The sequence below is a fragment of the Pseudonocardia sp. UM4_GMWB1 genome (assembly GCF_017312155.1).
GTDB lineage: Bacteria > Actinomycetota > Actinomycetes > Mycobacteriales > Pseudonocardiaceae > Pseudonocardia > Pseudonocardia alni.
In genome coordinates, this window is sequence record NZ_QJPN01000001.1 from 1 (window position 1) to 25,140 (window position 25,140).

Consider the following 25,140-nt stretch of genomic DNA (forward strand, 5'->3'; position numbering starts at 1 on the left):
GGCACTGAACCAGGTAGACCCGACGCCGTTCACCTGGCAGGTGCCCGGGCTGCGCGAGGAGCTCGTCACCGCGCTGATCCGGACGCTGCCGCGGAACCTGCGGCGCAACTTCTCCCCCGCCCCGGACCACGCGAAGGCGGTGCTGGCCCGGCTGCGGCGAGACCGGCCGGCGGCCGCTGCTCGACGTCCTGGAGGACGAGCTCGGCCGGATGCGCGACGTGGAGATCCGGCGCGAGGACTGGGAGCTGGAGCGGCTGCCCGAGCACCTCACGGTGACCTTCCGGGTGCTCGACGAGTCCGGTGCCGAGCTGGCCCGCGACACCGACCTGGACAGGCTGCGCCGCGCCCTCGCCCCGAAGGTGCGGGAGGAGCTGGCCGCCGCGGGCAGCGACGTCGAGGCGACCGGGCTGACGTCGTGGACGATCGGCGAGCTCCCCCGCGAGCTGCCGATCCGGCGTGGCGCGCACACGGTCACCGGCTACCCGGGCCTGCGCGACCGCGGCACGAGCGCCGACGTCCGGGTGTACGCGACGGCGCCCGAGCGCGACCCCGCCCACCACCGCGGGGCCCGGCGGCTCCTGCTCCTCAACACCACCCACCCGGGGAAGCAGGTGCAGCGCGGCCTGGACAACCGGGCGCGGCTGGCCCTGTCGCGCAACCCGCACGGCTCGCTCGACGCCCTGCTCGACGACTGCACCACCGCCGGCGGCCGATCACCTGATGGCCCGGGGCGGCGGCGACCCGTTCGACGGGGCGCAGTACGCACGACTCGCGGAGCTGCTGCGGATGCGGCTGCCGTCGACGACGTTGCAGGTCCTCGACGCCGTACGCGGCGTGCTGGAGGTCTGGCACCGGGTCGGTGCGGCGCTGGCGGACCTGCGCGGTCCCGCCACCCGCGACGGCGTCGCCGACGTGACGGCGGTCGTGGGCCGGCTGACCGCGCCGGGCTTCGTCACCGCCGCCGGGGCGACCCGGCTCGGCGACGTGAAGCGCTACCTGCAGGGCTGCGAGCTGCGGCTGGAGAAGCTGCGCGCCGACCCCGCCCGCGACGCCCGGTGGACCGCCGAGATCGCGCCGGTCGAGGCGGAGTACCGCGGGCTGCTGGCCGCCCTGCCCGAGCACACGCCGCCGTCGCCCGCGCTGCGCGAGAGGGTGGATGCTCGAGGAGCTGCGCATCTCGCTGTACGCGCACCCGATGAAGACCCGCCATCCGGTGTCGGTGCAGCGGATCGAGCGGGCGATCGACGCGCTCTGAGGCGTGACCGTCGGGGGTCGCAGGCACACTGCCGCCATGACCGATGCACCCGTTGCCAGGTTCGCACTGTTCGCGCTCGACTGCCCGGACCCGCTGGAGCTCGCCCGGTTCTACTCGGCGATCACCGGCTGGCCGGTCCAGGGGCCGACCGACACCGACCCCGACTGGGTCGAGCTCGACCCGGGCGGCGCGGGCGCGACCCTGGCGTTCCAGCAGATCTCCGAGGGAGAGTTCACCCCGCCGGAGTGGCCCGGGCAGGTGCGGCCGCAGCGCGGGCACGTCGACTTCGACGTGCCCGACCTGGACGCCGGGGAGGCCGCGGTGCTGGCGCTCGGCGCCACCCGGCACGAGGTCCAGCCCGCGCCGGACAGCTTCCGGGTCTTCCTCGACCCGATCGGGCACCCGTTCTGCCTGGTGCGGGCCTGAGTTCCGCCCGGCGGAACCCCGGTGATTCTGTGAGGATCAGGTCTCCGTCGACGGCGAGGGGCCCGCGATCATGACCGCACCGACCACTCCGTACACCGAGCTGGGCGAGGCTCTGGGCACCGACTTCTTCTCGGTGCGCGACCAGTTCACCGACGAGCAGTGGCAGCGCTTCGCCGACACCCGCACGTTCGTCGACGCCGAGGTCCTCCCCGGCATCAACGACTACTGGGAGCGCGCCGAGCTGCCCTGGCACCTGTTCCGGCGCCTCCCCGAGCTCGGGATCGTCGGCGAGGACATCCGGGGCTACGGGGCGGCCGGGATGAGCCCGCTCGCGCTCGGCCTCGTGCACATGGAGCTGCACCGCGGGGACGGCTCGCTCGGCACGTTCCTCGGGGTGCACGCGGGCCTGGCGATGAAGGCGATCGCGATGTGCGGCTCGGAGGAGCAGAAGCAACGCTGGCTGCCGTCGATGTCCACCATGGACAAGTTGGGCGCGTTCGCGCTGACCGAGCCGATGCACGGTTCGGACTCGGTCGCGCTGGAGACCACCGCGACCCGCGACGGGGACCACTGGGTGCTGCGCGGGTCGAAGCGCTGGATCGGTAACGGCAGCGTCGCGGACCTGGTGGTCGTGTGGGCGCGCGACACCGACTCCGGCGAGGTGCTCGGGTTCGTCGTCGAGACCCCGGCGGAGGGCTACGAGGCCACCGTCATCCCGGGCAAGGTGTCGCTGCGGGCACTCTGGCAGGCCGACATCGAGCTGGACGGGGTCCGGGTGCCGGAGGAGAACCGGCTGACCGAGGCGCGGACGTTCGCCGACTGCGCCGCGGTGCTGGCCACCACCCGGGGCACCTGCGCCTGGATGGCACTGGGCCACGCGACCGCCGGCTACGACGCCGCCCTGCGCTACGCGCTGGAGCGCGAGCAGTTCGGCAAGCCGCTGGCGAGCTTCCAGATCGTGCAGCAGCGGCTCGTCGCGATGCTCGCCGACCTGACCGGCATGCAGCTCTACTGCATGCAGTCCGCCCGGCTCGCCGAGGTGGGCAAGCTGTCGCCGACCGTCGCGGGGCTGGCGAAGATGCACAACACCCGGACCGCCCGCAAGATCCTCTCCGAGGCGCGGGACCTGCTCGGCGGCAACGGGATCCTGCTGGAGCACCACGTCGTGCGGCACTGGGCCGACATCGAGGCCATCCACACCTTCGAGGGCACCGAGACGATCCAGACCCTCATCGTGGGCCGGGACGTGACCGGGATCAGCGCGTTCACCTGATCCCGGCGGGCGGGGTCAGGCTGCCAGGTCGCGGGGGCCGGGCGTCTCCCGGCCGAAGCGACGGGCCAGGTCGGCCTCGACGCGGCGGTCCGAGCGGCGCTCCAGCCACCGCCGCCCCCGTGCGGTCCGCGCGACGAGCAGCGACTCGACCAGGTTGCGCAGCACCTGCGACGGCCACATCCACGCCGCGGTCACCGGCAGGTCCAGGTCGCGCAGGCCCTCGGCGCGCAGGAACACCCGCAGCAGCGACAGCAGCCGTCGTCGCTCCCAGGCGCCGCGGAACCGGTCGGCGGGGCCACCGGTCCGCTCGCTGCGCAGCCCCTCGACGAGCGCGCCCGCGAGCAGCGGGCCTGCCGGGGTGACGTCGCCCTGGGCCAGCACGACGTGGTGGTTGAACGCGTTCTGGGCGCGCTCGGTGTCGAACAGCCAGTCGTCGTCGACCCCCATCAGCCACCCGACGTAGCGCCACAGGTGCATGATCGCGTCGCCGTCGGCGCGCGGGACGTGGCGTCCGAGCAGGCGGCAGCCGAGGATCGCGGTGCTGTTGAACAGCCCGAGCGTGGCCGCGGCGTCGGCCTGGTTGATCGGCAGCCCGTGGCCGGCGACGTCGTAGCGGTCGCCCCGCTCGAACCGCTCAGCGACGAGGGCGTGCATGGCGCGCACGTGCAGCGTCGCCGCCCAGCCCGCACCACCGGGCACCATCCCGCCGGGACGGCTCACGGCGAACGCCCACGCCTGGGTCTCGCCGAGGCGGCGCATCGCGCCGGCGCCGGTGAGCCCACCGGTGCGGACGAGCAGCTCGGTGGGGCCGCCGTAGCGGTAGCCGCCGATCAGCGAGAGTCCCAGCAGCACGTCGTCGCGGGCTGCGGCCGAGCCTGCGGTAGGCGCGGGCGCCGCGCTCGAGCAGGTCCCGGTCCAGCCAGTCCGGGTCCGGGGTGACCGCGGCGAGGAAGTCCCGCAGCGCGGGCGGGGCGTCGGCCGGCGCGGCGCCCGCGGCCAGCGCGGTGTGCAACGCCCGCATGGTCACACGGCCGGTCCCGGCGCGGCCGGCCTCGTCGCGGTCGCGTCCCATCGCGCGGGCCAGCGCGGCGCCGGTCTCGTCGCGGGTGAGCATCCGGCGGCCGATCTCGGCGAGCAGCGCGGGATCGTGGTCGCGGACCCCGGCGACCAGGCCGAGCGGACGGGCGATGCGCGCGCCGCACGCTCGGGCGCACTGCGGAAGCGTCGCGGGGCGACGGGCGGCTCTGCCAGCATGGACCGATGCTGACACGAGCGAATGCTCGCCTTCAACGCGCGTTCCGGGGCGCCCGGTGAGCGGGCGCGGGGCCCGGCGGCGCGAGCCGCGCCAGGAGCGGTCCCGGGCGATGGTGGAGCGGATCGTCGCGGCGGGCCGGGACGTGCTGGTCACCCGTGGATACGACGGCGCGTCGACGAACCGGATCGCGGCCGCCGCCGGGGTGTCGCCCGGGTCGCTCTACCAGTACTTCCCGGACAAGGACGCGGTGCTGACCGAGGTGCTGGACCGCTACCTCGACGCGATGGAGGCTCGCGTCTCGCGCGCGTTCCTCGACTCGGTCGCCGCGGCCGGGCCGGGGGCGGGCACCGCTCCGGCGGTGCGCGCGACCCTGGAGGCGCTGCTCGACACCTTCGGCGAGGAGCCGGACCTGCTACGGGTGATCGTCGAGCAGCTGCCGCGCTCCCCCGGCGGGCGCCGGGCCGCGTTCGCCGGCCGGATCGACGACCTGGTCACCACGGTGCTGCTCACCCGCGGCGCCGGGGACACCGACGCGGCGCGGGCCGCGGCGTGGACGGTCGTGGACCGTCGAGCACCTGACCACCGGGTTCGTGCTGGAGCGGCCCGGGTTCGCGCGGGCGGTCGTCGTCGACGAGCTGACCGCGCTGGTCGCGGGCTACCTCGACGCGCGCCTGTCCGGCGGACGGGTGGCGTCGGACGGGCCGTCCTGACCGGCCTCGACCGGGAGCCCGGCCGCGGCCCAGGCGCGGAAGCCGCCGTCGAGGTCGGTGGCCCGGTGCAGCCCGATGTCCTGCAGCGACGCGGCGGCCAGGCTGGAGCTGTAGCCCTCCGAGCAGAACAGCACCCAGGCGACGTCGTGGTCGACGGCCTCGGGGACCCGGGCGTCGGAGGTCGGGTCGAGGCGCCACTCCAGGTGGTTGCGCTCGATCACCAGCGCGCCCGGGATCTGCCCCTCCTCGCGGCGCTGCCACCCCGGCCGGGTGTCGACCAGGTGCGCCCCGGCGGCGGTGAGCTCCGCGGCACGCCGCGGGCCGGGCCGGTCGAGCCGGGCGCGGGCGGCGGCGAGCAGATCGGCGACGGTGCGGCTCATCCGACACCCCGGCCGGGTTCGACGAGCTCGGTGCGGGTGCGGCGCAGCCGCTGGTGGCCGGTGGTGCCCGCGACGTCCTCGACGTCGTAGTAGGACATCGCCGACAGCGGCGGGGAGTAGGCGTGCACGCTCACCGCGGGGGTCGTCGGCGGTGTTGGCGACGTCGTGCACGTGGCCCAGCGGGAAGCCGGCGCCGCGGCCGTGACGCAGTGTACGGGTGCGCAGCCCGGACGGCCCGCTCCAGCGGCGCTCGGTCAGCGAGCCCGACACCACGGTGAGGGCACCGAGGGAGCCCGCGTGGTCGTGCAGATCCGCGATCTGCTCGGTGGACCAGCTGATCAGCCAGACGTCGACGAAGCCGTCGCTGCGCAGCAGCCGGTACCAGCGGCGCTCCCGGTCGACGACGACCTCGTGCCGTCCGGAGCGCACCTCGGCGGCGGTCTCACGGGTCAGCTCCTGCAGGTCCGCGAGGCCGTACGGGGTGGGCGCGGTGACGGGTCGTGCGTGCGGGACGCGCAGGCGGGCGGGGCGGGACGCGGGCGGGGAGGCAGGCGCGGACACGGTGGTGCTCCAGGGGACGATCGGGCGAGCGTGGTCGGGGGACTCAGCTCGGGCGACAGCCCTGGTCGAAGTGGTCGGCGCGACGGGTACCCCACAGGGGTCCGAGGGTCGCTGCCTGACTCATGCCGGAGATGGCAACACAGCGGTGGGCACGGTTTCAACCCGCCGTCCGGCCCGCGGGAGGACCCCGCGCGTGTCCGGACAGGTCGGCGGGTCAGGCACCCGTCGTCGTCGGACATGCCGATGACGGTGTCGAGCCCCGACAGCACCAGCGAGCGGCGGGCCTGGCTGCCCGCGGGTGCGACGAGGGTGAGCGCCGCGCCGTTGGTCCGCATCCGGCGCGCGACCTCCGACAGCAGGGCCATCCCGGCGCTGCTGACGAACGCCTCCCCCGGCAGGTTCAGGGTGATCGGCAGCCCGCGGTCGACGTGCTCCATCAGCGGGGCCCGGATCGCCGAGACCCCACCGAGGTCGAGGTCGCCGACGATCCCGATCCGCACACCGTGCGCGTCCGGGACGGCACGCAGCCGGGCCCGGACGGTGCCGTCGTCGCCGTCACCGGACGGGGTGTCGATCCGGTCGCGGTCCGGTTCGGGTTCCCCGGCGACGAACTCCACCGGCGGTCCCGCGCCCGGGGTGCCCACCTCGACCGGGATCGCGGGCAGCAGGAACCGCACGGTGGTGCCGGAGTCCGACGGATCGATGTGCACGTCCCCGGCGAGCTCGCGGATGAGCGCGATGCCGCGGCCGCGGTAGCCGGGGTCGGGCGGCGGGGGCCGCCAGCGTCCGCCGTCGGTGACGCGCACCGCGACCGAGCCGTCCGCGGTCAGCGCCAGGTCGAGGTCGACCCCGGCGCGCCCGTCGGTGTCCTCGGGCAGGTAGGCGTGCTCGATGGAGTTGGTGGCGGCCTCGCCGACGGTCAGCTGCAGGTCGCTGACCGCGTCCGGGCCCATCCCGCACTGCGCGGCCCAGGCGGCCACCGCGCGACGCAGCGGGGCGAGCCGTTTCGGGTCGGCCTCGATCGCGATCCGCAGCGGCGGCGGCATGAGCCGCGCGACGACGACGACCGTGTCGTCGGGGATGACCGTCCCCTCGGACATGCGGTGCAGCAGCGTGTCCGCCATGTCGCGGGGCTGGGCGGCGGACAGCTCGTCGAACGCGGCGGACAGCCGGGCCAGGCCGTCGTCGATGACCTCGTTGCGGCGTTCGAACAGGCCGTCCGAGCAGAGCAGGATCGTCTCGCCGGGCTCCATCCGGTCCACGGCCTCGGGGAACGGGGGCCGCCCGGAGATCCCCAGCGGCACGCCGCGGCCCTCGGACAGGGTCCGCACCCCCTCCGGGCCCGCGACCAGCGGCGGCGGGTGGCCGGCGCTGGCGTAGCGCATCTCGCCGGTGCCGGTGTCGATCGTCGCGATGGCCACGGTACTGGCCATCGCGCCGCGCACCCGCAGCGCGTACTGGTCGAGCTGCTCCAGCGCCCCGCGCCGGGGGCTGGCCGTTGACCAGGTTCGACGCGACCGCGGACCGCAGCTGACCCATCACCGCGGCCGCCGCCGGGCCGCGGCCGACGACGTCGCCGACGACGAGTGCCACCAGGTCGTCGCCGAGGTCCAGGACGTCGAACCAGTCCCCCCCGGCCTCGGTGCCCTGGGTGCCGGGGCGGTAGCGGGTGGCCAGCGACAGCCGTTCGATGTCGGGCAGGCGCTGGGGCAGCAGGCTGCGCTGCAGGGTGACCGCGACCTCGTGCTCGGCCTGGTGCAGCTGGGCGCGGACGATCGCCTGCGCGCACTGGTTGGCCAGGGTCAGCACGAAGCTGCGCTGCTCGGGGGTGAACACCGGTTCGGTCTCGAAACGCAGCCCGATGACGCCGATCGGGCGGGCCGCGACCATCAGCGGTACCGCGGTATGGACCGGGTAGCGCAGCACCTCGCCGTCGGCGGGCCCGCCGGCGTTCCAGATCGGCTCGCCACTGCTCACCGCGCGGCTCAGCGGGTGCGCGCGGCCGGGGGTGCGCATCGGCGGGCCGTCGGCGGGCCAGCCGGTCTCGCGGAGCAGCGAGAGCGCGCCGCCCTCGTCGACGACGAGCACCGCGACCGCGTCGGCCCCGACCGAGATCCGGCCGTGCTCGACGACGACCTCGGCGACCGACTCCAGGTCGGTGGCCCGGGCCAGCCCGGTCGCGACCGCGCCGAGGCGTTCGGCCAGCCGGCGGGCTTCGGTCTCGGCTTCCAGCATCGAAGCCCGGTCCAGCGCCTGTGCGGCGAGCTCGGCGACGGCGACGGCCGCCTCCTTGTCCGCGTCGGACAGTCGTCGCTCGGTCAGCATGGCGACGGCGAGGACCCCCAGCGAGCGCCCGCCGGCGACGAGCGGCAGGTAGCCGATGGTCTGGGCGTGGTCCGGTTCGATGCCGATGGCCGCGGGGTAGCGCGTCGCCCACTCGTGCGCGGTGGTGAACCACATCGGCTCGTGCCCGGACAGCACCTCGGTGAACGCCAGCGGCGCGTCGACCCGGATCCGCGCGGCGCGCTGCCACATGTCGCGGTCCCACCCGTGGCCGGTGAGCGCCTGCAGCCACTCCCCGCGGATCTCCCAGAGCCCGGCGTGGTCGGCGTCGAGCAGGTCGACGATGTGGTCCGCGGCGATCGCGGCGACCTCGCCGGGGGTCGCCGCGGCCGACATCTTGGCGGTGGCGCGGTGCAGCAGGCCCAGGCGCTGGGCCGAGGCTCGTTCCTGCTCCAGCAGGCGGGCGTTGTCGACGGCCAGCCCGGCCCGGCGCCCGATCTCGGACAGGAGGTCCAGGTCGTCGTCGGTGTAGGGGTCGCCCGACTCGGTGCGGACGACGGTCAGCACGGCGCTGGTGCGTCCGCGGGCGGGCAGCGGCACGACCATCGCCGAGGTCATGCGCAGCCGGGTCCAGGCCCGGCGCTGGGTGGGCGCGAGCCGGCTCAGGACCTCGTCGAGGTGGGCGGCGTCGAGGATCTCGGGGCGGCCGTCGTCGTCGGCGGGGACCAGCGGGGCGAGCCGCCACAGCGAGGGCTCCAGCGCCGAGCGCTCCGCGGAGACGGCGAGGGTGCCGATGCCGGTGACCGCGTCGGCGTCGTGGACGACGGCGATGTCGGCGAGCCGGTCCTCGACGACGGCGCGGACGAGCTGGTCGGTGCGCCCGGTGCGGGTGATCTCCCGTTCCAGGGACTCGGCGACCTCGGAGTAGATACGGTGCCTGCGCTGCTCACGGTGCTGGACGTCGATGTCGAGGCATCCGCCGACGTAGCCCGCGGAGCGTTCGCCGTCGCGGACGGGGGCGCCGCGGTCGAGCACCCAGCGGTAGCGGCCCGCCCGGTCCAGCAGCCGGTACTCGACCTCGAACGGCGCGTGCGCGCGGGCGGCGGCGGAGGTCACCGAGCGGTAGCGCTCGCGGTCGTCGGGGTGGATGCGGCGGCGCCAGTCGTGGCCCAGCTCCTGCGCCGCGTCCTCGACGCCGGTGAAGTCCAGCCAGCCCCGGTTGACGAACAACCGGTGCCCGCCCGGGTCGTCGACCCAGATCAGCGCCGGGGTGGAGTCGGCCATGGCCCGGAACTGCAGCTCGGCGGCCCGGCGGACACGGCCGAGCTGCAGGTGGTTCGCGACCCGGGCGAGCAGCTCGCGGGCGGAGAACGGGCGGACCAGGTAGTCGTCGGCGCCGGCGGCGAAGCCCTCGACGGCGGCCTCCTCCCCGGCCCGCGACGACAGCAGCACGACCGGCACCCCGACCGTGCGGGGGTCCGACCGCAGCGCCCGCAGGAGCTCGATGCCGCCGTTGCCGGGCAGCGCCGCGTCGACGACGACCAGGTCCGGCGGGTCGGTGCGGGCGGACTCCAGTGCGGCCGCACCATCCGCGACGACCCGGACGGTCCAGCGTTCGACGAGCAGGTCGCGCAGGTAGCCGCGCATCTCGCGGTCGTCGTCGACGACGAGCACCCGGTCGCGGTGGTCGACCTCCAGCCCGTCGACGACCGACCCGTCCACCGAGCGGCCGCGGGCGAGGACCGGTGGGGCGCCCGCGGGCTCGGGGGCGTCGGGCAGCCAGCGCAGCGCCTCCGCCACGTAGGGCGCGGCGAGCTGCGGGGCGGTGCGGGACCCGACCCGGGCCCGGACGAGGCGTTCGGGGGGCAGGTGGGCGAAGCCCAGCGGCAGCCGCACGGTGAACGTGCTGCCCGCGCCGGGCTCGCTGGTCACCCCGATGGTGCCGCCGTGCAGACGGACCAGCTGGCGGATCAGCGGCAGGCCGAGGCCGCTGCCGTCGCCGCTGCGGCCGTGCCGCCGGGAGGGACGGTGGAAGCGGTCGAACACCGCGTCGAGCTCGCCGTCGACGATGCCGGCGCCGGTGTCGGAGACCCGCAGCACGACCTGCTCGCCGTCCTGGGCGAGGTCGACGGCGATCGTGCCCTCGCGGGTGTACTTGACCGCGTTGCTGAGCAGGTTGAGGACGACCTTCTCCCAGGCGTCGCGGTCCACCCAGACCGGCCGGGCCTGCGGAGGGCAGGACACCGACAGCTCCAGCCCGGCCCGGGCGACGACGGGTGCGAACGCCTCGACCAGGGCGGTGGTGGTCTTCCCGATCTCGGTCGGGGCGAACAGGCCGTCGTGCTTGCCGGTCTGCAGCGCGGAGACGTCCAGCAGCCCGTCGACGAGCTTGAGCATCCGCTGCGCGTTGCGCTGCGCGAGCTCCACCTGGGCGCGGACGGCGGCGTCGTCGTGGTCGCGCAGCCGCTCCAGCGGTCCGAGGACGAGGGTCAGCGGGTCGCGGAACTCGTCGCCGAGGCCGGCGTAGTACTCGGCGCGGGCCTGCTCGATCAGCCCGGCGTCGTCGCGCCGGTCGCGCTCGCGGTCGCGGGCGAGCGCGGCGGTCAGCAGGCCGCCGACGGTGCCCGCGATCAGCCGCAGGAACGAGCGGTGGTCCTCGTCGAGCGGCAGCAACGGCGGCGCCCCGATGACGACGGCGATGCCGGCCGACCCGTCGGGGGTGCGCACCGTCGCCCGGACGACGTCGGTGACCGGGACGCCGTCATCGCCGTGGACCGCGACCGGGTCGACGGCGAGGAACTCGACGTCGGTGGCGTGGTCGGGGTCGAGGTCGTCGCGGAGCCAGCCCGCGGGCGGCGCGTCGATGCGGACGGTGGCCAGCGGGCCGGGGTCGGCGCCGACCGTCGTCACCACGGCGCAGCCGACGTCGTCGGGCAGGTCGGTCAGGACCGTGGTGAGCCGTTCGACCGCGATGTCCAGCGTCGGTGCGTCCCGGGCCACCTCGCCGAGCGCGGCCAGGAGCGCCATCCGCCGGCCTCCGACGACCTGCGGGGTGGTCTCGGCCGTGAAGACGATCAGGCCGAGTACGCCGCCGTCGGGACCGCGGACCGGGGTGGCGGAGTAGGTCCACCATGTGACCTCCGGGGTGTCCCAGCGCCACAGCACGATCCGGTGGTCGCTGCGGTAGATGCCCTCGCGGTCCCCGGAGAGCAGCTCGTGGAGACGGCTCCCGAGATGCGCGGTGATCTCCGGCCAGCCCTCCCTCAGGGGCATGCCGAAGGACCCGGGGTGGCGCAGCCCGCAGTGCCCGGCGAACTCGTCGTTGTAGAACAGGACGAGCTCGGGTCCCCACCACGCGACGAGCGGCTGGCGGCTCTCCAGGATGAACCGGATGGTGTCCTCGAGCTCGCGGTCCCAGGTGTCGCGCACGCCGAGCGGGGTCGCCGACCAGTCGATCGTCGCCAGCAGGTCGCGGACGGGGACGTACTCGTCCTCCGTCCGCCGGTCGATCCGCTCCACCGTGCGAGCCACCCCTGTTCCGCCGTACCGGCCCCAGGATCGCACCACCGGGCGGGTCCGGCGCGGTGAGGCGGGGATCGGTCGGGTCAGGTCACCGGGCGGGCCGCGTCGCGGTGCCGGTCGAGCCAGTCGCGCAGGTCCGCGAGCGGGGTCGCCCGGCCCGGTTCGTGATAGATCTCGTGCCAGAAGCCGTCGTACCAGAGCACGGTGGTGTCGGCGGACCCGGAGCGCTCGTCGAGCAACCGGGTGCCCGCCGGGTCGGTCAGCCGGTCCGCGGTCCCGTGCTGCACGAGCAGCGGGACCCGCAGCTCGGCGGCCCGGACGGGCAGCTCGGCCATCTGCCGGTAGATCTCCGCGCCGAGGGCCAGGGTGGGGCGGCCGTGGTGCACGAGCGGGTCGGCGTCGTAGTCGGCGACGACAGCCGGGTCCGAGCTGATCGCGGAGGTGTCGATCCCGACCGGGCGGACCGTGGGCAGGACCTTCGCGACGACCGACAGCAGCGGCACGAGCGCGGCCGGGACGGCGTCGGAGGCCAGTGCGGGCGCGGACAGGACGAGCCCGTCGAGGCGGTTCTGGTGGCGCAGCGCGTAGGCGAGCGCGATCTGGCCGCCGAGGCTGTGCCCGAGCAGGAACACCGGGACGCCGGGGTGGCGGGCGATCGTCTCGCGGCGGAACGTCTCGAAGTCGGTGAGCAGGTCGTCGTAGCGGCGGACGTGCACCCGGGTGCCGCCGGAGCGGCCGTGGCCGCGGTGGTCGAGGCCGTACACGGCCCAGCCGTCCGGGACCAGCGTGTCGACGACGGCGTCGTAGCGGCCGGAGTGCTCACCGATGCCGTGGCTGACCAGCAGGACGCCGCTCGGGTCGCCCTCGGGGAGGCGGCCCTGCCAGAACAGCTCGACACCGCCGACGCCGGGGAGCCGGCCGTGGACCTCCGTGGTGCCGGTCACGAGCCCGCCAGGTCCCGCCGCTCGTCGGCGCCGGGGACGAGGTCGACCTCCACGCCCGGGCCGTCGCCCGCGGCCAGCAGGTGGCGACCGGGGTCGAGGTCGGCGAGGCGGTAGGTCCCGTCCGCCGCGGCGGTCGTCGAGGCGACCGGTTCGCCGTCCTGCGAGAGCACGACGCCGGTGCCCGCGGGCGCCGAGCCGTGGACGGCGGCGGCAGCGGCCAGGCGCAGGGTGGTGTCGGCGGCGTCGTCGCCGACGGTGCAGGTGGCGACGCCGGGCAGGTATCCGTCGGCGCGGGCGACGACGACGAACGCCCCGGCGCCCGGCGCCGTGACGTGCGCCGTGCCGTCGGCGTCGGTGGTGGCGGAGCCCATCGGCCCGCCGGAGCGGTCGCGCAGCGCGACCTCGACGCCGGGCAGCGGGGCGTCGGTGGCGTCGACGACGCGGACCTCGATCTCCTGTGGTGCCGTGTCGGGCACGATCGCCGACGGCGCGGGCCCGGTCCGGAGCACGGACAGGGAGACGTCCTCGGCGCGGTCGGGGCGGGTGGCGGTGGTCGGGCCGGCGTGCACGGGTGTCTCCTCGGCCTCCGGCGCGGTGGTGGCCCGCTCCGGGGTGGTGGGGTCCGGGACGTCGTCCGTCGTGGCCTCGTCCGACGTGGCGTCGTCGGTCGTCTCGGCTCCGGCCGCACCCCCGGTCGGGGCCTCGCGCTCGCCGGTGTCCGGCACGGAGGCGTCGGTGTGCCCGGCCGGACCACGGACGTCGACGGCGTCGACCGCACCGGCGGTGCGGTCGGTGGTCACCGTGCCGCCGGAGCCCGTCGGAGAACCGGCGTCCCCGGTCCTGCCGGACCCGACGGTGTCCTCGGGAGAAGCGGTGTCCTCGGGGGAAGCGGTGTCCTCGTGGGGCCCGCTGTCGCTCCCGGACGTCCCGCGCAGCGGCGGGGCGAGGTGCCGCGGTCCGCTCCCGGGATGCGCCGACCGCAGGACCCGCGGGGCGGGACGGGGCGGCGGCTCGGGGTTGTCACCGGTCTCGCGGGCGGCTCGGGCGCCGGTGGCGGCGAGCCCGATCGACGGGATCCGGCTCACCGGCGGGGTGTCGCCGGCCGTCTCGGGGGCGCCGGCCTGCTCGGGGACGCGGCCCGCCCAGGTGTGCGGGGTCGAGATGCGGTCCCGGGCCTCGCGGAACTCCCGCTCGGTGTCCGGGTCGGCCGGGGCGCGGACCGACGTGCGCTCCGACGGCAGCGCCGTGACCCGCCGGACCAGGTCCGGGTCGAAGGGCGCGCGGGAGTGGGTCGTGGCGGCGGGCGGGGCCTCGTCGACCGACTCGTCCGCCTCCTCCCCGGCGGAGGCGGTGTCCCCGGCGGAGGCGGTGTCCCCGGCGGAGGCGGTGTCCCCGGCGGAGGCGGTGTCCCCGGCGGAGGCGGTGGCGGAGGCGGTGTCCCCGACGGACGCGACGTCCCCGGTGACGCCGGTGGACCCGGTGACGCCGGTCGAGGCGGCGGCGGGCGCCTCGGACGCGGTCGTCGACGCATCGCCCACGACCGCGGTCCCGGAGGTGGGCGTGCTGATGTCGGGCGCCGAGCTGTCCGGGCCGGTACCGGTGGCCGCGGTCGCCTCGTCGGCGGTACGGGCAGCGGGGTCCGCGACCGGCCGTCGTCGCACGAAGGGCGTCGGGGCCGGGGTCGGCCGGGCCGGCGACGCCTCGACGGGCTCGAGCGGTTTACCGTCCTTGAACCCGCGCGACCAGGGCGGGCCGACCGGACCCGCGCTCACGTCGGGCGTGACCCGTGGGACCGCCGGCAGCTCGTCGGTGGGATCGGCCGCGCCGACCGCATCGGTGATGTCGGGCGCCGACGACGACGGCCCGACGTCCGGGGCGGTGTCCTCCGCGGCGGGGGGCCGCGGGCGCTCCTGCTGCGGACGGACCGCGGCGACGGGCGTGGTCGCGGAGACCGTGTCGTCGGGACCGTCGTCCACCGCGGCGTCGGACCCGACGACCTCAGGGTCAGCGGCCGGATCCTCGTCGACCACGGGCTCCGGGGCATCGTCGACCGGAAGCGTCGGAGAAGCCGGGGGCGCAGACGGGTCGGGCGCGGGCCTGCCGGGCCCGTCGTCGAGGCCGCGGGCGCGGCGGTCGACGAGATCGGCGACGGTGCGCGGACGGTCCCCTTCGGACGACGCGACGTCGTCCTCCCGGCCCCGCCCCCACCGCAGGAACCCGGCGATCCCGACGGCCACCAGCACCACCACCACAACCAGCCCGAGCAGGGCCCACGTCGACATCTGGAAGTCCTCCTGCCGGAGCTGCGCGAACCGTCGACCACGACAGGGTGCGGTCCGGGAGGAGGTGCCCGTCGCCGGGCCCCGCTGCCCGGCCGGCCACAGTGACCCGGTCGGCGCATCCGGCGACGCACCGTAGCACCGTGGACCCCCTGACCGGGGGCGATCGGAGGCGTCCCGCGTGTCGGTCGCGGCGGTTGCCCGTATCACCCCGGGCGGCCGGGCCGGGCGGCCGCTCATCCGCCAGGATCGACCCATGACCAGCGACCCGGTGACCCCCGAGCTCGCCGAGATCGCCGACGCGTACGGCGTCGCGACCTCGTACCTCGACGGCAGCAGGACCGAGCAGCCGATCGACGCGGAGGTGGTCCGCACCGTCCTCGGGTTGCTGGAGGTCGACGTCGCCTCCCCCGAGGCGCAACGGGTGTCGCTCGCCGGGGCCCGCGAGCGCGCCGGCGCCGGGGCGCTGCCGCCGACGATCGGACTGCGCAGCGACCGTTCCCGCGCCGTGCCCGGCCGCGGTCGCCTCACCGCCGTCGACGGTGCGCGTGGCGACGAGGGATGGGCCTGCGACGTCGACGGCGAGCTCCCCGCCGGCCTGGAGCCGGGCCGCTACGCGTGCGAGACGACAGCCGGGCGTGCCCACGTCGTCGTCGCGCCGCCCACGCTGCCCGACCCGCCGCGGACGTGGGGCTGGATGCTGCAGCTCTACGCCCTGCACTCGCGCGACTCGTGGGGCATCGGCGACCTGGGCGACCTGACCACGCTGATCCGCGGCGGGCACGGCGCGGGCGCGGTGCTGCTCAACCCGCTGCACGCGATCACCCCGGTGCCGCCGGTGCAGCCGTCGCCGTACACACCGTCGTCGCGCCGCTACGCCACCCCGCTGAGCCTGCGGGTCACCGACCTCCCGGCCTACGCCGCCGCGGACGCGGCCACCCGCGCCGAGGTCGACGCCCTGCGCCCGGAGACGACCGGCGACCGGATCGCGCACGACCGGGTCTGGGCGGCGAAGCGGTCCGCGCTGGAGGCGCTGTGGCGCAGCGCCGGGTACCCCGACGGCGCCCCGGATACCGACCTGCGCGACTTCGCGACCTACTGCGCGCTGGCCGAGCGCTACGGCGGCCGCTGGTCGCTGTGGCCCGACGACCTGCGTCGTCCCGACGCCCCCGGCGTCGCCGCCGCCCGTGCCGAACTGGCGCCGCGCGTCGCGTTCCACGCCTGGGTGCAGCGCCAGGCCGAGGCGCAGCTGGCCGGGGTCCGGGCCGCGGCGAAGGACGCGGGGATGCCGGTCGGTGTCATCCACGACCTCGCCGTGGGCTGCGACCCCGAGGGCGCCGACGCGTGGATGCTGCAGGACGTGCTCGCGCTCGGCGCGACGGTCGGTGCCCCGCCGGACGCGTTCAACCAGCGCGGCCAGACGTGGGGCCTGCCGCCGTGGCGCCCGGACCGCCTCGCCGACACCGGCTACGCCGCGTTCGGCGACATGGTCCGCGCGCTGCTCGCGCACGCCGACGGCCTGCGGATCGACCACGTCATGGGGCTGTGGCGGCTGTGGTGGGTGCCGGCGGGGCAGACGGCCGACCGCGGCACCTACGTCCACTACGACGCCGACGCGATGCTCGCGGTGCTGCTGCTGGAGGCCCACCGCGCGGGCGCGCTGGTCGTCGGCGAGGACCTGGGCACGGTGATCCCGCGGATCCGCGAGGACATGGCCGAGCGGAACCTGCTGGGCTCGACGGTGCTGTGGTTCTCCCGCGACCCCGATCCGGTGACCGGAGGCGACGACGGCCCGCTCCGCCCGCCGCGTCGCTGGCCCGAGCGGTCGGTCGCGACGATCTCCACCCACGACCTGCCGACCGCGCCCGGGTTCCTGGCCGGTGAGCAGGTGCGGGTGCGCGCCGAGCTGGGGCTCCTCGACGACCCGACGACCGAGGAGGCCAGGGCCGGAGCCGAACGGGACGAGCTGCTGGCGTTGCTGACCTCGGAGGGGCTGCTCGACTCCCCGGACGAGACCGACGAGGACACGATCGTCGTCGCGTTGCACGCGCTGCTGGCGTCGGCACCGTCGCGGCTGGTCCTGGCCTCCCTCTACGACGTGCTGGGCGAGACGCGGCAGCCGAACCTGCCCGGCACCGTCGACGAGTACCCGAACTGGCGGATCCCGCTGCCGGTGTCGCTGGAGGACGCGCTCGCCGACGACCGGGTCCGCCGCGTCGCCGAGGTGCTGCGCGCCCGGACCGGCGACGACGGCTGACCCGCGGCCCTGGCAGGATGCCGCCCCGATGAGTGCCGAGAACAGCTCCGCGGGCATGGACCCGACCGCCGTCGACCTCGTGCGGGCCGACGGCACCGCCGGTGCGTTGTGGCAGGCCTGGACCACCGGCGAACGGATGGCCGCACTGCCGGAGCTGCTACGTCCGCGCAGCCTGGCCGAGGGATTCACCGCGCAGAGCAGGTTGTCGGAGCGGGCCGGGCCGTCCTACGGCTGGAAGCTCGCGGCGACCGCGCCCGCCGGGCAGGCCCACATCGGGGTGGACACCCCGCTGCCGGGGGCGCTGTTCGAGCGGTTCCGGCACTCCCCCGGTGACGTGGTGCCCTCCGACGACCTGCACATGGCCGTCGCCGAGGCGGAGTTCGCGTTCGTGATGGGTGCGCCGGTGGGTGCCGACGCGACCCGTGAGGAGCTGCGTGCCGCGGTCGCGGCCGTGCACGGGGCGGTGGAGCTGCCCGAGTCGCGGTTCACCGACTTCGTCGCGGCGGGGGCGCCGTCGCTGATGGCCGACGCCGCGTGCGCCGGCCGGTTCGTGCTGGGCCCGGAGCTCCCCGGCGCCCTCGATCTCGACCTCGCCGCGACCCCGACCGCCCTGCAGGTCGACGACGAGCAGGCGGCCGGATCCGGCGCGGCCGTCCTCGGGGACCCGTGGGTCGCGCTGGCGTGGCTCGCCGACGTCCTGCCCGGCTACGGCCTGCGGCTCGAGGCGGGCGCGGTCGTCACCACCGGGACGACGACCGTCCCGATGCCCGTGCACCGCGGCGCCCGGGTGCGGGCGAGCTTCGGCGACTACCTCGGCGCGGTGGAGTTCACGCTCGCCCCGTGAGCACGGCGGGGTCAGCGCACGACGTTGAGTGCCCCGGCCGCGCAGCGGACGCGGATCGCGGTGCCGCCGGCGACCTCGTCGACCTCGCCGTCGATCTGCACCGGCATCGGCCCGCACGCGGTGAACCGGAAGTCCGAGGTCGCGGGCTGACGGCCGAGCCCGGAGAACGCCGCCCGGGCCGCCACCCACAGCTGCTTCCACTTCGGACGGTGCTCCAGCAGCACGACCTCGAACCGGCCGTCGTCGGGACGGCTCGTGGCCGACAGCTCGGCGACCTTGGCCATCTCACCGATGTTGGCGAAGACCAGGTTGTCGATCCGGCGCCGGTCGCCGCGGGAGAACTCGACCTCGAACGGGGTGAACGCCCAGAACGCTCGCACCGTGGTGATCACCTCGCGGATGCTGCCCTTGCCGCCCTTCTCGATCTGCAGCGCGACGACGGGGGTGAGCCCGAACCCGATGTAGGAGTGCGCGTAGTGCGGCGGGTCGTCGTCGCGGTGCATCTCGAGCAGGTCCATCGGCTCGGGGCGGCCGTCGAGGATCGCCTCGACCAGCGGACGGCGTGCGGTGACGCGGTCGTGGTCGTTGGCGTTCCCGGCGGCGAGGACGGCGGCCGAGGCGTCGGTGCCCGGGACGTCCATGATCCCGTTGACGACCTCGTTGTAGCCGCCGTCGCCGGACGCCGACACGATGAGCGGGCGCCCGCCGGCGGACGCGGCCTCGCGGGCGATGACGCGGGCGTGCCCGGCGTACTCGGTGGGCACCAGCCGCACGGCCAGCTCGGGCCGGGCGGAGCCGAGCTCGTCGCGCAGCTGTTCGGCGAGCACGTCGGCGTCCCCCGTACTACCAGGGTTGAAGACCACCAGCACGGAGTCGATCGGCTCAGCCACCCGCACACCGTAGACGCCTGCGGTCCCGCCATCGTTGCGGCACGGTGGGAATCATGGATCTGCAACTGAACGGGCGCCGGGCGATCGTCACCGGTGGGAGCCGCGGCATCGGGCTGGCGACCGCGCAGGCCCTCGCGGGCGAGGGCGTCCGGGTGGCGTTGTTCGCGCGCGACGCCGGCGCCCTGGAGGCCGCGGCGGCCGGACTGCGCGCCGCGGGTGCGCCGGAGGCGCTGGCCGTCGCCGTCGACACCACCGACGACGACGCGGTCCGCCGTGGTGTCGCCGCCGTCGCCGACCGGTTCGGTGGGGTGGACGTGCTGGTGAACGCCGCCGCGCGGCCGGCGAGCGCGGGCCCGCCGACCGACCTGGCCTCGATCACCGACGACGCGGTGCGGGTCGAGCTGGAGACGAAGGTCCTCGGCTACCTGCGGTGCGCCCGGGCGGTCGCGCCGCTGATGCGGGCGCAGGGGTGGGGGCGCATCGTGAACGTCAGCGGCCTGAACGCGCGGAGGTCGTCGTCGTTGGTGGGGTCGGTGCGCAACGTGGCGGTGGCCTCGATGACGGCGGCGCTCGCGCAGGAGCTGGGTCCGCACGGCATCAACGTGACGGTCGTGCACCCCGGTGTCACCGAGACCGAGCGGACGACCGACGCCGTCGCCGCGCGGGCGGAGTCGGCCGGGATCACCGGCGCCGAGGCCCGCGCGGAGCTGGACGCGACGACGACGATCGGCCGCATCACGACCGCCGCGGAGGTCGCCGACGTCATCACGTTCCTGTGCTCGCCCCGTTCGGTCGCGATCACCGGCGACGCCGTCGCCGCGGGCGGGGGAACACCGGGCGTCGTGCACTACTGAGACCCGGACTGCCGTCCCGGATGGCACGATGGTCCGATGGAGGGGACCCGCGTGGACCGGTGGCTGTGGTCGGTGCGCCTGGCCAAGACCCGTGCCGACGCCGCGACGGCGTGCCGGGGCGGGCACGTGCGGATCAACGACCGGCCCGCGAAGCCGGCGGCGACGGTACAGGTCGGCGACCGGGTGCGGGTGCGGGTGTACGACCGGAACCGGATCGTCGAGGTCACCCGGGTGATCGAGAAGCGGGTCGGCGCTCCGATCGCGCAGGCGTGCTACATCGACCACACTCCGCCGGAGCCGAGCACCGGCGGGCAGCCGTTGTTCGCCCACCGCGACCGCGGCGCCGGCCGCCCGACGAAGCGCGACCGCCGCATGCTCGACCAGCTGGGGCTGTCCCGCCGGACCTCCTAGGCCGGTGTGAGGATGGGGGCATGTACGACGCCCTCATGCGCCACGTGCTCCGGCACGTCCCGTCCGAACCCGCGCACCGGATGGGGTTCGGTGTGGTCCGCACGCTCGGGACCGCACCCGTCGTGGGTGAGCGGGTCGCGGAGCGGTTCACCCCGTCGGACCCCGTGTTGCGCACCCGGGTGCTGGGTCTGGAGTTCGCGGGCCCGCTCGGTCTCGCCGCCGGTTTCGACAAGGACGCCGAGGGTGTGCTCGCGCTCGGCAGGCTCGGGTTCGGCGCGGTCGAGATCGGCACGGTGACCGGTCGGGCGCAGCCCGGCAACCCGCGGCCCCGCCTGTTCCGGCTCGTCGACGACGCCGCGCTGGTCAACCGGATGGGCTTCAACAACTCCGGGGCCGGGACCGTCGGGCCCCGTCTCGCAGCGCTGCGAGCCCGCTCCGGACCGGGGATGCCGGTGCTCGGGGTCAACATCGGCAAGAGCAAGGCGGTACCCGCCGAGGAGGCCGCCTCCGACTACCGTGCGAGCGCCGCCGCGCTGGGCGCCTACGCCGACTACGTCGTGGTCAACGTCAGCTCCCCGAACACCCCCGGTCTGCGGGACCTGCAGCAGGTCGACGTGCTGGAGCCGCTGCTCGTCGCGGTCCGCGAGGAACTGGACCGGGTGTCCCGGGACCGTCGTGTCCCGCTCCTGGTGAAGATCACGGTCGACCTCGCGCCGGAGGATCTCGACGCCGTCGCCGATCTGGCCCGCCGGATGCGGCTCGACGGGGTCGTCGCCACGAACACGACCGTCTCCCGCGACGGTCTGCGCACTGCCCCCGACGTCGTCGCCGCCACCGGTGCGGGTGGGCTGTCCGGCCGTCCGCTGACCGAGCGGGCCCGTGCCGTCGTGCGGCAGCTGCGGACCCGCCTCGACGACGACCAGGTCGTCGTCTCCGTCGGCGGGATCGCCGACGCCGAGGAGGCCTACCGCCGGATCCGTTCCGGCGCGGCACTGGTGCAGGCCTACACCGGTTTCGTCTACGGCGGTCTGCTCTGGCCGGCCCGGGTCCACCGCGAGCTCGCGGCGCTGTTGCGCGCCGACGGCTTCTCGTGTGTCGACGACGCCGTGGGCGCCGACCTCTGACGCCTGCGGCGGCCGGTGTTCCCGCCGGCCCCCTCCTCGCAGCCCACGTCGCACACCTTTCTGCGACCTCGCAGCCCCTGCAGAGGGTGCGAGGTCACAGGAAGGCATGCCAGGTGCGCCGACCCCACCGGCACGACAGGACCGGATGCGACTCCCCCCAGAGAGCTCCACGGCCCCGACCACCAGCCCCGAGGGACCCGCGCCAGGGACCCAAAACAGACACACTCATGCCCGGCCGGGCCGGCATCACGCATCGGACCGAAAACAATCCGGAAATGAGAAATGCCCCGGACTCGACAGTCCGGGGCACATCCCATGAAGTTGAATGTCGGCGACGACCTACTCTCCCACACCCTGGCGAGTGCAGTACCATCGGCGCTGGAAGGCTTAGCTACCGGGTTCGGAATGGGACCGGGCGTTTCCCTACCGCAATGACCACCGACAACACTATCCAACTATCACCCCACCCCCCAGAAAACCCCAAGAGGCGGGGGTCGAGCACACAAACCGACCCCACGATCCCCGGATCACCGGGAACATGGACGGTTGTGGACTCAGGGTCACACAGTGGATGCGAACAACTCGTTGTGGCAAGCCCTCGGCCTATTAGTACCGGTCAACTCCACCCCTCACAGGGCTTCCATCTCCGGCCTATCAACCCAGTCATCTACTGGGAGCCTTACCCACTCGAAGGTGGTGGGAGACCTCATCTTGGAACAGGCTTCCCGCTTAGATGCCTTCAGCGGTTATCCCTCCCGAACATAGCCAACCAGCCGTGCCCCTGGCGGGACAACTGGCACACCAGAGGTTCGTCCGTCCCGGTCCTCTCGTACTAGGGACAGCCTTCCTCAAGTCTCCAACGCGCGCGGCGGATAGGGACCGAACTGTCTCACGACGTTCTAAACCCAGCTCGCGTACCGCTTTAATGGGCGAACAGCCCAACCCTTGGGACCTACTCCAGCCCCAGGATGCGACGAGCCGACATCGAGGTGCCAAACCATGCCGTCGATATGGACTCTTGGGCAAGATCAGCCTGTTATCCCCGGGGTACCTTTTATCCGTTGAGCGACACCCCTTCCACAAGGTGGTGCCGGATCACTAGTCCCGACTTTCGTCCCTGCTCGACCCGTCAGTCTCACAGTCAAGCTCCCTTGTGCACTTACACTCAACACCTGATTGCCAACCAGGCTGAGGGAACCTTTGGGCGCCTCCGTTACTCTTTGGGAGGCAACCGCCCCAGTTAAACTACCCACCAGGCACTGTCCCTGAACCAGATCATGGCCCGAGGTTAAGACACCCAATTCGACCAGAGTGGTATTTCAACAACGACTCCACCACCACTGGCGTGATAGCTTCACAGTCTCCCACCTATCCTACACAAGCCGAACCAAGCATCAATACCAAGCTATAGTAAAGGTCCCGGGGTCTTTCCGTCCTGCCGCGCGTAACGAGCATCTTTACTCGTAGTGCAATTTCGCCGAGTCTGTGGTCGAGACAGCGCCCAAGTCGTTACGCCATTCGTGCAGGTCGGAACTTACCCGACAAGGAATTTCGCTACCTTAGGATGGTTATAGTTACCACCGCCGTTTACTGGCGCTTAAATTCTCCGCTTCGCCCCGAAGAGCTAACAGGTCCTCTTAACGTTCCAGCACCGGGCAGGCGTCAGTCCGTATACATCGTCTTGCGACTTCGCACGGACCTGTGTTTTTAGTAAACAGTCGCTTGGGCCTGGTCTCTGCGACCGGCCGTCCCTAGCCCGCAAGGAGCCTCAAGACAACCGGCCCTCCTTCTCCCGAAGTTACGGAGGTATTTTGCCGAATTCCTTAACCACAGTTCGCTCGATCGCCTCGGTATTCTCTACCTGACCACCTGTGTCGGTTTGGGGTACGGGCCGCAACAGCACTCGCTAGAGGCTTTTCTCGACAGCATGGGATCACTCTCTTCGCCTCAATCGGCTACGCATCACCTCTCACCCTTCGATGAGCCCCGGATTTACCTAGGACTCGGGCTACAGGCTTACACCACGACAACCACCGCGTGGCGGAGCTACCCTCCTGCGTCACCCCATCACTTGCCTACTACCAGATCGGATCCCACGCTCCCCCACAAACAACACTCCCGAAGGAGCGAAGGTGGGTTCGGATGGTTAGCATCACCAGCCTCGGCATGGACGCACTATCACGAGCACGGGAATATCAACCCGTTGTCCATCGACTACGCCTGACGGCCTCGCCTTAGGTCCCGGCTCACCCTGGGCGGAACAACCTGGCCCAGGAACCCTTGGTCATCCGGCGGCAGAGATTCTCACTCTGCATTCGCTACTCATGCCTGCATTCTCACTCCCACACCCTCCACCCGTAAATCACTCCCGGGCTTCACCAGATGCAGGACGCTCCCCTACCCAACAACACCTAAGTGTCATTGCCACGGCTTCGGCGGTGCGCTTGAGCCCCGCTACATTGTCGGCGCAGGACCACTTGACCAGTGAGCTATTACGCACTCTTTCAAGGGTGGCTGCTTCTAAGCCAACCTCCTGGTTGTCCGGGCGATCCCACATCCTTTCCCACTTAGCGCACGCTTAGGGGCCTTAGCCGGTGATCTGGGCTGTTTCCCTCTCGACCACGAAGCTTATCCCCCGCAGTCTCACTGCCGCGCTCTCACTCACCGGCATTCGGAGTTTGGCTGACTTCGGTAAGCTTGTCGGCCCCCTAGGCCATCCAGTGCTCTACCTCCGGTGAGAAACACACGACGCTGCACCTAAATGCATTTCGGGGAGAACCAGCTATCACGAAGTTTGATTGGCCTTTCACCCCTACCCACAGCTCATCCCCCAGGTTTTCAACCCTGGTGGGTTCGGGCCTCCACGACGTCTTACCGACGCTTCACCCTGGCCATGGGTAGATCACTCCGCTTCGGGTCTACACCCCGCGACTCACACGCCCTATTCGGACTCGCTTTCGCTACGGCTACCCCACACAGGTTAACCTCGCCACGAAGCATAACTCGCAGGCTCATTCTTCAAAAGGCACGCCATCACCCCGAAAGGCTCTGACGGCTTGTAAGCACACGGTTTCAGGTACTATTTCACTCCCCTCTCGGGGTACTTTTCACCTTTCCCTCACGGTACTTGTCCGCTATCGGTCATCAGGTAGTATTTAGGCTTGACGGGTGGTCCCGCCAGATTCACAGCGAATTTCACGGGCTCGCTGCTACTCGAGAACACGCCCACAACAGAACCCAGTGTTTTCGCGTACGGGGCTATCACCCACTACGGCCGACCATCCCAGAGTCGTTCCGCTAACACAGGCACTTGCTGTCCCACCCTCGGCAGAAGATGAACGACACGTCTCACAACCCCGCACCCGCAACGCCTGCCGGCTTGACACGGACACGGTTTAGCCTCTTCCGCTTTCGCTCGCCACTACTCACGGAATCACTATTGTTTTCTCTTCCTGTGGGTACTGAGATGTTTCACTTCCCCACGTTCCCTCCACGCACCCTATGAATTCAGGTACGGGTAACGCCCCATGACGGGCGCTGGGTTTCCCCATTCGGACACCCTCGGATCACAGCTCGGTTGACAGCTCCCCGAGGCCTATCGCGGCCTCCCACGTCCTTCATCGGCTCCTGATGCCCAGGCATCCACCATGTGCTCTTAACAACTTGACCACAACAAGATGCTCGCATCCACTATGCAACACTCAACCCACAACCACACCCGACCAAGAAACAACCACCACCACCCACACAAGGAAGCGTTAGGAAGCCCTCGACCAGAGCGGCCAAAGAAAACAACCCACAGTTCCGAAGAACCCAGGATGTCCTCTCAGGACCCAACAGTGTGCCAAGCCAGACGGTCCGACGTGCTGCGT

The 25,140-nt window shown here is 73.1% G+C and carries 13 protein-coding genes, 2 rRNA genes and 5 pseudogenes; 10 read left to right on the plus strand and 10 right to left on the minus strand.

Translation table 11 applies throughout. From position 1 onward, the window contains the following. Window positions 1-40: 40 nt before the first annotated feature. The 4 genes and pseudogenes from DMP15_RS00005 to DMP15_RS00020 form a co-directional block, all read left to right on the plus strand. A pseudogene (locus tag DMP15_RS00005) lies at window positions 41-644 on the plus strand (DUF3418 domain-containing protein); the annotation flags it as partial. A 76-nt stretch (window positions 645-720) separates the two neighbouring features. Next, window positions 721-1,255 (plus strand): annotated as a pseudogene (locus DMP15_RS00010) (DUF3418 domain-containing protein). Window positions 1,256-1,291: 36 nt separating this feature from the next. Continuing rightward, the gene (locus DMP15_RS00015) at window positions 1,292-1,681 is read left to right on the plus strand and encodes a VOC family protein (protein WP_073577908.1); all 390 of its coding nucleotides are present in this window, start codon (window positions 1,292-1,294) and stop codon (window positions 1,679-1,681) included. 70 nt (window positions 1,682-1,751) lie between these two features. Next, entirely contained in the window at window positions 1,752-2,954 is a 1,203-nt protein-coding gene (locus tag DMP15_RS00020) for an acyl-CoA dehydrogenase family protein (protein WP_073577909.1), read from the plus strand. Window positions 2,955-2,969: 15 nt separating this feature from the next. Here the strand turns inward: DMP15_RS00020 and DMP15_RS00025 are convergent, their stop codons facing one another. Continuing rightward, window positions 2,970-3,806, minus strand: coding sequence for an oxygenase MpaB family protein (locus DMP15_RS00025; protein ID WP_337825313.1), 837 nt, complete (start codon window positions 3,804-3,806; stop codon window positions 2,970-2,972). Window positions 3,807-4,318: 512 nt separating this feature from the next. On the opposite strand from DMP15_RS00025, the pseudogene DMP15_RS00030 reads away from it, so the two are divergent. Beyond that, window positions 4,319-4,411 (plus strand): annotated as a pseudogene (locus DMP15_RS00030) (TetR family transcriptional regulator); the annotation flags it as partial. Window positions 4,412-4,864: 453 nt separating this feature from the next. Here the strand turns inward: DMP15_RS00030 and DMP15_RS00035 are convergent. From DMP15_RS00035 to DMP15_RS00055, 6 genes and pseudogenes are all read right to left on the minus strand, one after another. After that, entirely contained in the window at window positions 4,865-5,299 is a 435-nt protein-coding gene (locus tag DMP15_RS00035) for a rhodanese-like domain-containing protein (protein ID WP_073577912.1), read from the minus strand. 288 nt (window positions 5,300-5,587) lie between these two features. After that, window positions 5,588-5,860: pseudogene (locus DMP15_RS00040) on the minus strand (cysteine dioxygenase); the annotation flags it as partial. Then, complete coding sequence (locus tag DMP15_RS30235) at window positions 5,749-7,293, minus strand: SpoIIE family protein phosphatase (protein WP_443217687.1); 1,545 nt, start codon at window positions 7,291-7,293, stop codon at window positions 5,749-5,751. The gene DMP15_RS30235 and the pseudogene DMP15_RS00040, both read right to left, overlap by 112 nt. Window positions 7,294-7,351: 58 nt before the next feature. After that, window positions 7,352-11,416: pseudogene (locus tag DMP15_RS00045) on the minus strand (GAF domain-containing protein); the annotation flags it as partial. Window positions 11,417-11,748: 332 nt separating this feature from the next. Next, on the minus strand, window positions 11,749-12,609 hold the full coding sequence (locus tag DMP15_RS00050; protein ID WP_073577915.1) for an alpha/beta hydrolase: 861 nt from the start codon (window positions 12,607-12,609) through the stop codon (window positions 11,749-11,751). Beyond that, the gene (locus DMP15_RS00055) at window positions 12,606-14,891 is read right to left on the minus strand and encodes a carboxypeptidase-like regulatory domain-containing protein (RefSeq protein WP_337825315.1); all 2,286 of its coding nucleotides are present in this window, start codon (window positions 14,889-14,891) and stop codon (window positions 12,606-12,608) included. The genes DMP15_RS00050 and DMP15_RS00055 overlap by 4 nt, the downstream gene beginning before the upstream one ends. Before the next feature lie 253 nt (window positions 14,892-15,144). Here DMP15_RS00055 and malQ point away from each other — a divergent pair, with 253 nt between their 5' ends. Further along, window positions 15,145-17,145, plus strand: a complete 2,001-nt coding sequence (gene malQ / locus DMP15_RS00060) for a 4-alpha-glucanotransferase (RefSeq protein WP_161151222.1) — start codon at window positions 15,145-15,147, stop codon at window positions 17,143-17,145. A 28-nt stretch (window positions 17,146-17,173) separates the two neighbouring features. Next, complete coding sequence (locus tag DMP15_RS00065) at window positions 17,174-17,989, plus strand: 2-keto-4-pentenoate hydratase (protein ID WP_237453419.1); 816 nt, start codon at window positions 17,174-17,176, stop codon at window positions 17,987-17,989. A gap of 11 nt (window positions 17,990-18,000) precedes the next feature. Here the strand turns inward: DMP15_RS00065 and DMP15_RS00070 are convergent, their stop codons facing one another. Continuing rightward, a complete protein-coding gene (locus DMP15_RS00070) occupies window positions 18,001-18,879 on the minus strand; it encodes a diacylglycerol/lipid kinase family protein (protein ID WP_073577949.1) in 879 nt (292 codons plus the stop codon). A gap of 53 nt (window positions 18,880-18,932) precedes the next feature. Here DMP15_RS00070 and DMP15_RS00075 point away from each other — a divergent pair, with 53 nt between their 5' ends. The 3 genes from DMP15_RS00075 to DMP15_RS00085 are packed head-to-tail and all read left to right on the plus strand — an operon-like array spanning window position 18,933 to window position 21,268. Next, on the plus strand, window positions 18,933-19,733 hold the full coding sequence (locus tag DMP15_RS00075) for an SDR family NAD(P)-dependent oxidoreductase (protein WP_073577918.1): 801 nt from the start codon (window positions 18,933-18,935) through the stop codon (window positions 19,731-19,733). 36 nt (window positions 19,734-19,769) lie between these two features. Beyond that, a complete protein-coding gene (locus DMP15_RS00080; protein ID WP_161151880.1) occupies window positions 19,770-20,144 on the plus strand; it encodes an RNA-binding S4 domain-containing protein in 375 nt (124 codons plus the stop codon). A 20-nt stretch (window positions 20,145-20,164) separates the two neighbouring features. Next, window positions 20,165-21,268 (plus strand): quinone-dependent dihydroorotate dehydrogenase, encoded by a 1,104-nt coding sequence (locus DMP15_RS00085; RefSeq protein WP_073577920.1) that lies wholly within the window; start codon window positions 20,165-20,167, stop codon window positions 21,266-21,268. Between the two features lie 326 nt (window positions 21,269-21,594). On the opposite strand, the gene rrf is transcribed toward DMP15_RS00085, so the two are convergent. Continuing rightward, a 5S ribosomal RNA gene (gene rrf, locus DMP15_RS00090) occupies window positions 21,595-21,711 on the minus strand. 143 nt (window positions 21,712-21,854) lie between these two features. Next, a 23S ribosomal RNA gene (locus DMP15_RS00095) occupies window positions 21,855-24,937 on the minus strand. Window positions 24,938-25,140 lie beyond the last annotated feature (203 nt).